The organism is Bradyrhizobium sp. dw_78 (genome assembly GCF_018449525.1).
Lineage (GTDB): Bacteria > Pseudomonadota > Alphaproteobacteria > Rhizobiales > Xanthobacteraceae > Bradyrhizobium.
The window spans coordinates 219,000-231,374 of the sequence record NZ_JAAVUS010000003.1 but is presented as its reverse complement, the minus strand read 5'-3'; the positions used below and the strand labels follow the sequence as shown (position 1 = coordinate 231,374).

The following is a 12,375-nucleotide window of genomic DNA, read 5'->3' as shown; positions in this document are numbered from 1 at the left end:
CAATCACATTGCCGACTGAAGATTTCAGCTGAAACTGCGGAAGCGTCCTCGCGCGGCGAAGCATTGCTGGACGGCGCGATATTCTCGAACGGATCGACGGCCGTCGCGGTCGAATGTCGCCATAAGTGCGAAGCTGCAAGCGGTTGACGGTGGGCGAACCCGGTTTGATAACGGGTCTTCCGCCAAGTTAATGTCGCCACGGCCGCAATCGATTGTGGCCTGTCTGGTTTTAACGCTATTTAATCGAAAAATTCGTCGTCGCCAGCCGCGGTCCGGCGATGGTCGGTTACGGCAAGACCAGGCTCAAGGATCCGAGCCAGCCGCTGGCGGAAGTGAACCGCCGCGTGTAAGTGGTCAATATGCAAGTGATCAATATCCCAATGATCTGGGTCCAACTGACCGGAATCCAGCTGATCGGAAGCGCGATCGGGGCGTGGCGCCGGGGCTGGTTTTGCAGCTAAAATGCGTCCTGCAGCATTATCGGGCACCCGTCGTTTCGGAATTTACCCCGCCCCATTCTGGCGACCGAAGCAACGCCGCAAGCACCGCGCGACACCATGACAGGCCTGGATTGATCCGGCGATGACGCTTTCCGAATCCCTCAAACCCGCGCTGACGGTGGCCGGCATCGTCGCCTTGGCCGCCGGATATTATCTTTTCGGGCATCGGTCACCTCCGAGGAAAAACGATGCGACGGGCGAGGCCCTTGTCCTGGTGACGAAATCCACCAACGCCTGCTTCTCCGACCTGGTGCGGGTCACCGGCTTTGTCGTGCCCCGCCGGGAAGCGGTGGTCGGCACCGACCAGGAAGGCTCCAAGGTCACCGACCTGCTGGTGCATGAAGGCGACACCGTCACCGACGGCCAGGAACTGGCCCGGCTGAGCGCGCCGTCGCCGCGATCCGGCCAGGGACCGATCTCGCTGCGCGCGCCGGCGGCGGGACTTGTCACCGAGGTCAAAACCAGTGTCGGCGCGCCGGCCTCGCCGCAGGCCGGACCGATGTTCCGCATTGCGATCAACAACGAGCTCGAGCTGGACGCCCAGGTGCCGGCGGTCCAGATGCTGAAGCTCAATCCGGGGGCGACGGTGCGGATCAGCCGGGACGACACGCCCGATCTCATCGGCCGTGTCAGGCTGGTCGCGCCGGAGATCGATCGCGGCAGCCAGCTTGGCCATGTCAGGATATCGCTGACCAATACCTCCTCGCTCAAGGTCGGCATGTTCGCCCGCGCCAGCATCGACGCCAAGCGCAGCTGCGGCGTGGCGATTCCGCGAACCGCCATCGACCATCTGACCGTCCAGGTGGTGAAGGGAAATATTGTCGAGACGCGGAACGTCCGGGTTGGCCTGGTCTCGGATACTTCCACGGAAATCCTCGAAGGCCTCGATGTCGGCGAGATCGTCGTCGCCGATGCCGGTTCTTCGCTGCATGACGGCGACCAGATCAAGACCATGTTCGCAGACGAACTCGACCGCATGCGGGGACGATAATGGCGCTGAATATCTCGGCCTGGTCGATCCGACATCCGCTGCCGTCGGTCGTCTTCTCGATCATCCTGCTGGTGCTGGGCTGGGTCAGCTTCACCCGGCTCGCGGTGACGCGGCTGCCGAGCGCCGACATTCCGGTGATCTCAGTCGCGGTGTCGCAATTCGGCGCGGCGCCGGCCGAGCTCGAATCGCAGGTTACCAAGACCATCGAGGACGGCGTATCGGGCGTCGAGGGCGTGCGGCACATCACCTCGTCGATCACCGACGGGCTTTCGGTGACGACGATCCAGTTTGCACTGGAGACCAACACCGACCGGGCGCTGAACGACGTCAAGGACGCCGTCACCCGCGTCCGCGCCAATTTGCCGCAAAACGTCAACGAGCCGCTGATCCAGCGCGTCGATGTGATCGGCCTGCCGATCGTGACCTATGCCGCGATTTCACCGGGCAAGACGCCCGAGCAATTGTCCTATTTCGTCGACGATGTCGTCAAACGCGCCTTGCAGGGCGTGCGCGGCGTCGCCCAGGTCGAGCGCATCGGCGGCGTCGAACGCGAGATTCTGGTTTCGCTCGATCCCGACAAGCTGCAGGCGGCGGGGCTGACCGCCGTCAATGTCAGCCAGAGCCTGCGCGGCACCAATGTCGATCTGGCCGGCGGACGGGCCGAGATCGGCCGGAACGACCAGGCGATCCGCACGCTGGCCGGCGCCAAGACGCTGAACGAACTGGCCGGCACCATGATCCCGCTGTTTTCCGGCGGCGAAGTGCGCCTCGACGACCTCGGTACCGTCACCGACACCATCGCCGACCGCCGCACCTTCGCCCGCTTCAACGGCGAGCCGGTCGTCGCGCTCGGCATCAAACGTTCCAAAGGCGCCAGCGACGTGGTGGTCGCGGGCCTGGTGCAGAAGCGGATCGACGCGCTCAAGGCCCAATATCCCGATGTCGATCTCAAGCTGATCGATAGCTCGGTGGATTTCACCAGGGGCAATTACGAGGCCGCGATCTCGACCCTGTTTGAAGGCGCGATCCTGGCCGTCGTCATCGTGCTGCTATTCCTGCGCGACATCCGCGCCACCATCATCGCCGCGATCTCGCTGCCGCTGTCGATCTTCCCGGCGTTCTGGGCGATGGACCTGCTCGGCTTCTCGCTGAACCTCGTCAGCTTTCTCGCCATCACGCTGTCGACCGGCATTCTGGTCGACGACGCCATCGTCGAGATCGAGAACATCGTGCGCCATACGCGGATGGGCAAGTCGCCCTATCGCGCGGCGCTGGAAGCCGCCGACGAGATCGGCCTCGCCGTGATCGCGATCAGCCTGACCATCATCGCGATTTTCGCTCCCGCAAGCTTCATGTCCGGCATCGCCGGGCAATTCTTCAAGCAGTTCGGCATCACGGTTTCGGTGCAGGTGTTCTTCTCGCTGCTCGCCGCGCGCTTTGTCACACCGGTGCTGGCCGCCTATTTCCTCCGGGATCACGGCCATGACGATCCGCCGCCGGGACGCGCGCTGCAGGCCTATACCAGGCTCGTGACCTGGTCGGTACGGCACTATTTCATCACGGTGCTGATCGGATTCGGCATTTTCGCCGCCTCGATCTGGAGCATCACGCTGTTGCCGCGGGGCTTCCTGCCGGCGCAGGACACCGCGCGCTCGCTGCTGGCGGTGGAATTGCCGCCCGGCTCGCAGCTCGCCTATACCGAGAAGGTCACCGAGGAAATCGCCGCGCGGCTGCGCAAGTATCCCGAGGTCAGAAGCGTGTTCGTCGACGGCGGCCGCGTGCCGCCGGGAATCCAGGAAGTGCGCCGCGCCGCGCTGATCATCAACTACACGCCGAAATCCGAACGCGGCATCACCCAGCGCGAACTGGAACTCGAGATCAGCAACGAACTCGATGACGTTCCCGACATCCGATTCTGGTTCCTGGACGAGAACGGCCTGCGCGCCATCTCGCTGGTCGTCACCGGCGCCGACAGCAACATCGTCGGCAACGTCGCCAGCGAGTTGGCGACGCAGATGAAGCGGATCCCGATCATCTCCAACGTGATTTCGGAAGTGTCGCTCGACCGCCCCGAACTGCGGATCCAGCCGCGGGCGGATCTGGCGGCGCGGCTCGGCGTTTCCACCGAGAGCCTGTCGCAGACCATCCGCGTGGCCACGATCGGCGATGTCGGTCCCGCGCTGGCCAAATTCGACGCCGGCGACCGGCTGGTGCCGATCCGTGTCCAGCTAGAGGATTCCGCGCGCGGCGACCTGCCGCTGCTCGAGCAGTTGCGCGTGCCGCTCGGCCAGCACGGCGAGAAGGGCGGCGTGCCGCTGTCGGTGGTCGCCGATGTCAAGCTCGACCAGGGCCCGACCAGCATCAGCCGCTACGACCGCGAGCGCCAGGCCACCGTGGCGGCCGACCTCGTCGGGTCAGCCGCGCTCGGCGACGCCACCAGGAAGATCGCCGACCTGCCGGTAATGAAAAGCCTGCCGAAAGGCGTGAAGGTGAGCCCGTCGGGCGACGCCGAAAGCCTGAACGAATTGCAGGACGGCTTTACCACCGCGATCACCGCCGGACTGATGATGGTCTATGCGGTGCTGGTGCTGCTGTTCGGGACCTTTCTGCAGCCGATCACCATCCTGTTCTCGCTGCCGCTCTCGATCGGCGGCGCGATCATGGCGCTGCTGATCACCGGCAAGCAGCTGACGACGCCGGTATGGATCGGCATCCTGATGCTGATGGGCATCGTGACCAAGAACGCCATCATGCTGGTGGAGTTCGCCATCGAAGCCATCCGCGAAGGCAAGCCGCGGGACGAAGCGATGATCGACGCCGGCCGGAAGCGCGCGCGCCCGATTGTCATGACCACGATCGCGATGGCCGCCGGCATGACGCCGAGCGCGTTGGCATTCGGCGCCGGCGGCGAGTTCCGCTCGCCGATGGCGCTGGCGGTGATCGGCGGCCTGCTGTTCTCGACCGTGCTGTCGCTGGTGTTCGTGCCGGCCATGTTCATGGTGATGGACGATCTCGGCTCGCTGATCCTGCGCTTCGGCCGACGGCTGGTGGTCTCGGACGCTGGCACCGACCCCGATGCGACAGAGCCCGGCGCGAATCCGCCGGACGATCAGAAGCCAGCCGATCGCAAGGAGCCGCCGTCGATCGTGCGTTCACCGGCGGCGGAGTGAGCTACTCGTTCCTTGCCACCGCGGCCAGCTTGGTCATGTTCTGCAGCAGGATGCGGCCGCGCTGCAAATCCAGAATGCCGTCCTTGCGCCAGGTCTGAAGCTGGCGGTTGACGCTTTCGCGCGCAGCGCCGACGAAAATGCCGAGCTGCTGCTGCGAAATATGCACTTCGGAACCGAAATCGGAGGCCAGCGCGCATAGCCGCCGCGCCAACCGGACCGGCAGCGGCTGCAAAACTTCCATCCGCTCGCTTTGCCACCGGATGCGCTGGCACAATAGCGCGATGAGCTTGATCGCGACTTTCGGCTCACGCTCGAGAAAGCCGAGAATATCCTCGCGCCGCAACACGAACAATTCCGTGGGCTCGCCTGCGGTCGCATCCGCGGCGCGGCTCTGGCCGTCGAGCACCGCGACCTCGCCGAACAGATCGCCGGGCCCCATGAAATTCAGGGTCAGGCGGGCGCCGTCGGAAGCGCCGGTCTCGATCCGGACCTGTCCGCGCCGGACGCCGAACAGGGCGTCGCCGGGATCGCCTTTCCGGAACAGCATTTCGCCGGACGCCAGATGCCGGGTGTGGCAAAGGCCGGAGACCCGCTGCAATTCGTCGGCGCCCAAATCCGCGAACATCGGATTCATCTTCAGAATAACCGCAAATTCGGTCTGTTTGCTCAAGGCAATGCCCCTGGAAAATCATCATCGGGCCGGATTGAATCGAATTCTGATCTCATTTCTTGTTGAGCAATCCTGCCGGAAAAGCCGTTCCCGCTTGGCGCGAACGCGACCTTCACGAGTTCGGATCATGCTCTGAAAGCGTCAAATGCAGACGTATCAAAATTCACGGTCGAGAGAGTGTGTCACAAGTCACATAATTCTGCCGCGCCGCCGGATTATTTTGACGGCTGTGAGCAGCTTGCTCTTTCCGGGACAGGCTAAAACCGTCAGGCACGCCCGGCATGGCGCGGCGGCAATCGATATTGGCTTGTCCGGGTTGAAATAATACCGCCATGAGAGCCCTGAAAATCGCAGGCGCCGCTCACTCAATCCCGAAGTCGTTCATGACATGACGATTACTGCTAGGCGCTCCAACTGGTCGTCTGATATCCATGACTTCCGAAATCCGACGGGAACGCCAATGAGCACTTTCACCGCGCGTGACGTTTCGCGAAAGCTGCCGATGCTGGCCGCTACTGCATTCCTTTGCCTTTCCCTCCATCCCACCTTCGCCGCCAGCGAGTCTGACGACACGCCGCGGGGCATGGCCGTCACGGTGCTCAAGGCAACCAGGGCCTGCTTCTCCGATATCGTCGAGGTTTCCGGCCTTGTCCGGCCGCGGAACGAGACCGTGGTGCGGCCCGAGCGGCTGGGGCTGAAGGTTGCGGACATCCTGGCCGAGCCCGGCGACAGCGTGAGCGCCGGCCAGACGCTGGCGCGGCTCAGCCTGCCCGAGAGCGGCACGGTGCTGGTGCAGTCCCCGGTCGCGGGACTGATCCTGAATTCGTCGGCGGTGATCGGCGGGGTGGCTTCGGCCAGGGGCGAGGCGCTGTTTACGATCATCGCCCGCGGCGAGTTCGACCTGCTGGGCCAGGTCGCAACCCAGGATCTGTCGAAGCTGAAGGTCGACCAGGCCGCGCGGATCAAGGCGATCGGCGCCGCTGATGTCGACGGCAAGGTGAGCCGGGTGGCGCCGACCGTCGAGCCCAACACCCAGCTCGGCCAGGTTATCATCGCGGTGACGTCGAACCAGCGCCTGCTGGTGAATTCGTCGGCGCGCGCGATGATCAAGACCAGCGAGAGCTGCGGCGTCTCGGTGCCGCTGACCGCCGTGCTCTACTCGACCGCCGGCACCGTGGTGCAGGTGGTGCGGCGCGAACGGGTCGAGACCAGGCGCGTCGAGGTCGGCCTGATATCCGGCGGACAGGTCGAAATCCGCGACGGGCTTGCCGACGGCGACATGGTGGTGGCGCGGGCCGGTGCGCTACTCCGCGAAGGCGATCTGGTGCGGCCGGTGACCGAAAGCGCGGATACGAAGTGAGTGGATAGCCCGAGTCATGGCGATCTAAGCCGTAACATTGGTTTAGATGTCGCGGCGATCACAGTGCGCTCCGTCTTCCCTTGTGGGAGAGGGAGCGCCCGAACAAGTGGAAGCAGTAGGAGTCCGGGGAATATTCCCAGACGGCTCAGTTTTGTCATTCCGGGGCGCGAGCTCTTGCGAGCGAACCCGGAATGACAATGAAAAAACTAACCGCCGGTGTTTCCGCTCGCCGCAAAGTGGACGTCTTCCGACAGCGACGACGACACCGACGGCACTTGCTGGCCCTCGGAGGCTCGGGCGATGGCGCCGCGGGTTTTGTTGAAAGCGGCTTCGGCCCCGGTCTGCGCGTTGAGGTTGTTGAGAAGTTCGGTCATCAGCACGCTGTACTGGCCTTTGGAATCATCGGCGACCTGTCCCGGCGTGGCCGACGACAGGATCAGCGCGTTGTCCGGCGCGTTGATCGGCGCAAGGCCATGCGAGAACGAACGGAAGCGGCGCTCATAGGGATTACGACGCGAGGCGTCGACGACGACGAGCCTGGCGCGGGCGCCCTTCTGCTTCATCACGTCGAGCACCGCCTCGATGCTGACGCCGTCGCGGCGAACATCGGATTCCTTCCAGATCGCGGCGTCGACCGGGACCATGTAGCTCTCGCGGCCGACCTGCACGCCGTAACCGCCGAAGAACAGCATCACCACGGAACCGGGATTGATCCTTGCTTTCAAGCGGGCGACCGCACGGCTCATATCGTCCTTGCTGGCGTCCTCGACGACATCGACCTCGAAGCCATCACGCCGCAGCGCCTCGGTCAGGGCGCGGGCGTCGTTGATCGGCTGGGTCAGCGGCGCATTGGCGTCGGGATAATGGCCGTTGCCGATGATGAGAGCGACCCGCGACGCGTGCCCGGCGACGCCGTTATCCTGGTCGCTCGCGGTCGCCTTGGCGGCGTCGAGCGCCCGCATGTTCAACGCCGCATGGGCGCCGATCGCCAGCGACAGCACGCCCGCCACAGCAACGGCGATGCCGATCGAGCGGCGCGAGAGACGAAGCGGACCTACATGCATCACGATTCATTCCTGTCATCGTCACAGGCGCGCAAAATCGGTCGCGCCAATGCCGTCTAGGTTTGAGGGGTTGCAGGGCAGATTCGCCGTCGAATTGCACGCAATTTGCGGCACCGCAACAAACCACCCTTTAACCTACCGGGGCCCGCCCGGCAACCCGGACTTCCCCGGACACCACCCTGCAGGCCTCCGTTGGAACCAACGTTTTCGGCCGCGCATAGCACCGGCCTTTGGTTAATATTTTCCCTCAACTTGCCAGCGTCATTCTGTTTCTGTTCACAGCAGCACGCCTTGACCTGGATCAGCTTTGTATTTTCCGGCTATTCGGATAGGTTTTCAAGGACTTGCGGGTTATTGCAAGGTGTGGCAGCCGCGCCGCGGATGGCCCGACCTGGCAGGACGCGCGATGGGATCCGCGCGGAAACACACGCCATGAATCTTAACCAACATGAATCTTAGCCAAATCGCCGGCGCCGCCTGCCGCGCGCTCACGGCCAAGAAAGATGGCCCTTCGCTTTACGACGTCTGCGACCCCGTGCTGCTGAGATATCAGGGCGGCGACCGCCACCTCGGCCAATTCTACAAGACCGCGCTCGGCAACCCGGCGCTGCGGACGCTGCTGCGCCGGACCGGACTTGCAGAGCTGTGCGACGGGTCACGCCTGCAATCGCTCCGGCACGCCCTGGTCCGAGCCCGCGACGAGGCCTTGCCGGACTGGGCCTCCGTCGGCCAGCCGGTCGCAGCGCTGCTCGACACCATCAGGCTGGCGCATCCCGCGCCTCCGCCCATGCCGGCGCCGGGGCGCGCCCCCGGCCTGGGCGAGATCGAAGCGGCGATCCGGACCTGCGGCGCGCATCTGCTGCATTCGTACCGCTCGAACGGCTTCATCCCGACCTATGCCGCCTTCAACCTGATCGGCGATGCCGACGCAGGCGGCCGCGAATTGCTGATGGCGCTGTCCGGCCTCAACGCCCGCGGCTACAAGAATTCGACATTGCTGTTCAACCTGGCGCGGGTATTCATCGCGCGCTCGCCGGCCCGCGAATTGATCAATCCGCCGTGGCGCGGCATCGCCGAGCCGATGTGGGAGCCGATCCAGATCCGCCATCGCTCGGCCTATTACGACGCGTTCTTCACCGAGGCCTTGCTGGGCTTCATCGAGACCGGCCTCGCATCGGCCGGCGAGACCAGCGCCGCGCAACGTGCGATCAAGGCGATGGTGGATTTCTGCCTGGTCACCAGCAAGGAGGACGTCCGCGCGCTCGACGGCGCCCCTTTCAGCGTGATCACGGCGCTGGCGCCGCTGCCGCATCCGCGCTTTTCCCGGTTCTTCGCCCAGATCAAGCAGGATCTCGGCTTCGACGTCTATGTGCCGGATTGCGACACCACCGCCTGCTCGTTCTCGGCCGCGACGCAAGCCGGCTCCACTGATCCGATCCTATCGCAGCCGCTGCTGGACTTTTACGCCGGCTATCAGGTCCGCGCCGGCGTCAACGAGCCGCGGGTCACGGTGCCGCTCAATGACAACATCGATTACGACGGCGGCATCGCCACCTGGATCGATAACCTCGCCGGCGCGCGGCCGTTCGGCAACGATCTCGACCCGACGCTTAATCTCGACGTGATCGAGGTCAGCTTCCGCAATCTGGCGCGCTGGAAAGTAATCGAGACGCCGCAACGGCTCGATACGTTACGCAGGATCGTCGGTTTTCAGAAGCGGCTGGTGCAAAGCGGCGCGTTCAGCGATCCCAGGTCGCATATCTATTATCTGCCCGAGCTTTATTGCGCCTATTTCGGCCGCTGCTATGCCGCATTCTCAAGCCTGTCGCCATCCGCGCAGCGCGCGGTCGACCCGGAAGGCGCTTTCGCCCTGATCCGCGACAGGGTGCTCGGCTATGTCGAGAACGAATTGATCTCCGCCGAAATGAACGTGTTCGACGCGGCGCTGGCGCTGATCGCGCTTGGCCATCTCGGCGCAAAACCCGCTTCTTTCACGCCGGCATTGCACTGCATCATCAGTCATCTCGGCGAAGGCGGACGACGCGGCCCGTTCAAAGCCTATGAATGGAACAAGATGAAAACCCCGATCCGCATCCTGGTCGGCGGCCCCGAAGTCACCTCGGCCTTCGTGCTGATGGGACTTGCGCTGGCGCGGCGGACCTTGATGCGGTGCGCAAGTGGTTAGCGTCGGACCGTCTTCCGTCATTGCTGTGGAGCAAAATCCAGTCTCGGTCATTCCGGGGCGATGCGTTAGCATCGAACTACGATGTGCAATTGCACATCGGAGAATCTCGAGATTCCGGGCCTGGTCCTTCGGACCATCCCGGAATGACGGCATCGGATCATTCGCGTGACTCAAACCCGCCTGCGATCTGCTTCTCGCATTAAGTTGAAAGCCCACCTTATACCAAGGTGCTGGTACGCCGACCCAATCCGCACCACAATTCGGCCGCTTGATATTTCCGCAGCTGCTTTAAACATGGCCATTTGAATGCGCAAAAAATTCCTGCTCGCGATCGCCGTCCTTTTCCTGCCGGAATTCCTGCTGACCCCGGCCGAGGCCGCCGACATCAGCGGCGCGGCAAAAATCCGCGACGGCGACCAGATCCAGATCGGCGCTTCCCGCATCCGCCTCGGCGGAATCGACGCGCCGTCGAGTGATCAGCTTTGCCTCAACACCCAGGGCGAACGCTGGACCTGCGGCATCGCCGCGCGCGACGAACTGCTGCATCACACCGAGAACAAGAACTGGACCTGTCACAGCGAGCGAACCGATCGCCGCGGCCGCATCGTCGCCAGATGCGAGGTCGACGGCGAGGACATCCAGAAATGGCTGGTGAAGAGCGGCTGGGCGCTGGCCTATACGCGCTTCTCCCATGATTACGACGCCGACGAAAAGGCGGCGCGCGAGGCCAAAGCCGGCATGTGGCAGGGCGCCTTCATCGCGCCCTGGGACTGGCGCATCCGCAACAAGAAGACGGCGATCCTCGGCGCCACCAAACCGCCGCCGAACGCCCACGCGATCCTGATGGCGTCGGCCTCCGGACCGGTCGCGCCGTCGCCCGACTGCACTATCAAGGGCAACGTCAACAGCGCCGGTGAATGTATTTACCATACCAAACAAAGCCGCTGGTACGCGCAGATCAAGATGCAGATCAGCAAGGGCACCCGCTGGTTCTGTTCGGTCGAGGACGCCGAGGCCGCGGGCTGCCGCGAGACCAAGAGATAGATGCTTTTCTTGGCAGACCTGCCCGCGTACAACCCCCATGCGCATTTGCCTCTCCAGACTGCGGCAGCGTGGCCTGCCGCGACAAATTTAAGGAAAGCCAACCAATGACCGTTCGCGCGGGCCGGGAATTCCTGGCGATCCCCGGGCCTACCACCATGCCCGATGAAGTGCTGCAGGCGATGCATCGCCCGGCGCTCGACATCTATTCCCATGAGATGGTGGAACTGACCGAAAGCCTGCTCGCCGATCTCAGCCGGCTGTTCGCGACCAAGGGTCATTCCTATATCTACATCGCCAACGGCCACGGCGCGTGGGAAGCGACGCTCTCCAACGTGCTGTCGCGCGGCGACAAGGTGCTGGTGCTGGAAAGCGGGCGCTTCGCCGTCAACTGGGGCAACGCGGCGAAGGCGATGGGCGCCGAGGTCGAAGTGCTGGAGGGTGATTGGCGCCGCGCGATCCGGCCGGCCGACGTCGAAGCCCGGCTGCGGCAGGACAAGAGCCACAGCATCAAGGCGGTACTCGCGGTCCAGGTCGACACCGCATCAAGCGTGTTCAACGATATCGAAGCGATCGGCAAGGCGATCAGGGCCGCAGGCCATCCCGCGCTGTTCATGGTGGACACCGTGGCTTCGCTCGGCTGCATGCCGTTCGAGATGGACGCGTGGGGCATCGACGTCGCGATGTCCGGCTCGCAGAAAGGCCTGATGACGCCGCCGGGCCTCGGCTTCGTCGCCGCCAATGATCGCGCGCGCGAGGTGCATAAGACCGCCGGCCTGCGGACGCCCTATTGGGACTGGACCGAGCGCGACGGCAGCGAGCATTACCGCAAATATGCCGGCACTGCGCCGGTGCATCTGTTGTTCGCGCTGCGCCAGGCGATCAACATGCTGTTCGCGGAAGGCCTCGAGAACGCATTCGAGCGCCATCGCCTGCTGGCCGAAGCGGTGCGGCGCGCAGTGGCTGTCTGGTCTGAAGGCCAGGTGCTCGGCTTCAATATCGGGGAGCCGAGCGAGCGAGCGAACACGGTCACGACCGTGACGATGTCCGATGGATACGATCCAATCGCGCTGCAACGTTACTGCAAGGAAAAATGCGGCGTGGTGCTCGGCACCGGCATCGGCGAATTGCAGGGCCAGGCGTTCCGGATCGCCCATATGGGACACGTCAACGCGCCGATGATCCTGGGAACGCTGGGCGTGATCGAGGTGGCGCTGAACGCGCTCGATATCCCGCACGGCAAGGGCGGCACCGAAGCCGCGATCGAATGGCTCGGCGAAAGCGTGAGCGCCTGAGCCGATCTCGCCTTCTCTCGTGATTTCGGGGCGCTCGCATACGGCGCATCCCGGAATGACGCATGTTATATATATCGGAATATGGGCGTGCCCCGAAAT

8 protein-coding genes and 1 pseudogene are annotated in these 12,375 nt (G+C 64.0%); 7 read left to right on the top strand and 2 right to left on the bottom strand.

Annotated features, from left to right (window positions below; all coding sequences use genetic code 11):
- Nucleotides 1–233: 233 nt before the first annotated feature.
- The 3 genes and pseudogenes from HB630_RS28335 to HB630_RS10175 all read left to right on the top strand — a co-directional run.
- Nucleotides 234–350 (top strand): annotated as a pseudogene (locus tag HB630_RS28335) (OmpA family protein); the annotation flags it as partial.
- Between the two features lie 232 nt (nucleotides 351–582).
- Nucleotides 583–1,491 (top strand): efflux RND transporter periplasmic adaptor subunit, encoded by a 909-nt coding sequence (locus HB630_RS10180; protein ID WP_213772110.1) that lies wholly within the window; start codon nucleotides 583–585, stop codon nucleotides 1,489–1,491.
- Nucleotides 1,491–4,661 (top strand): efflux RND transporter permease subunit, encoded by a 3,171-nt coding sequence (locus HB630_RS10175; RefSeq protein WP_213772109.1) that lies wholly within the window; start codon nucleotides 1,491–1,493, stop codon nucleotides 4,659–4,661. Before HB630_RS10180 ends, HB630_RS10175 begins: the two co-directional genes overlap by 1 nt.
- Nucleotide 4,662: 1 nt before the next feature.
- On the opposite strand, the gene HB630_RS10170 is transcribed toward HB630_RS10175, so the two are convergent.
- Nucleotides 4,663–5,331 carry a Crp/Fnr family transcriptional regulator gene (locus tag HB630_RS10170; protein ID WP_213772108.1) on the bottom strand — a complete coding sequence of 223 codons (669 nt, stop codon included), beginning with the start codon at nucleotides 5,329–5,331 and terminating at the stop codon, nucleotides 4,663–4,665.
- Between the two features lie 460 nt (nucleotides 5,332–5,791).
- Between HB630_RS10170 and HB630_RS10165 the strand changes: the two genes are divergently transcribed.
- Nucleotides 5,792–6,691 carry an HlyD family efflux transporter periplasmic adaptor subunit gene (locus tag HB630_RS10165; protein ID WP_213772107.1) on the top strand — a complete coding sequence of 300 codons (900 nt, stop codon included), beginning with the start codon at nucleotides 5,792–5,794 and terminating at the stop codon, nucleotides 6,689–6,691.
- Between the two features lie 206 nt (nucleotides 6,692–6,897).
- Here the strand turns inward: HB630_RS10165 and HB630_RS10160 are convergent, their stop codons facing one another.
- Entirely contained in the window at nucleotides 6,898–7,755 is an 858-nt protein-coding gene (locus HB630_RS10160) for a caspase family protein (RefSeq protein ID WP_213772407.1), read from the bottom strand.
- A 448-nt stretch (nucleotides 7,756–8,203) separates the two neighbouring features.
- Between HB630_RS10160 and HB630_RS10155 the strand changes: the two genes are divergently transcribed.
- The 3 genes from HB630_RS10155 (at nucleotide 8,204) to HB630_RS10145 (ending at nucleotide 12,276) form a co-directional block, all read left to right on the top strand.
- A complete protein-coding gene (locus HB630_RS10155) occupies nucleotides 8,204–9,940 on the top strand; it encodes a hypothetical protein (RefSeq protein ID WP_213772106.1) in 1,737 nt (578 codons plus the stop codon).
- A gap of 306 nt (nucleotides 9,941–10,246) precedes the next feature.
- The gene (locus HB630_RS10150) at nucleotides 10,247–10,984 is read left to right on the top strand and encodes a thermonuclease family protein (RefSeq protein WP_213772105.1); all 738 of its coding nucleotides are present in this window, start codon (nucleotides 10,247–10,249) and stop codon (nucleotides 10,982–10,984) included.
- Between the two features lie 104 nt (nucleotides 10,985–11,088).
- Nucleotides 11,089–12,276, top strand: coding sequence for an aminotransferase class V-fold PLP-dependent enzyme (locus HB630_RS10145; RefSeq protein ID WP_213772104.1), 1,188 nt, complete (start codon nucleotides 11,089–11,091; stop codon nucleotides 12,274–12,276).
- Nucleotides 12,277–12,375 lie beyond the last annotated feature (99 nt).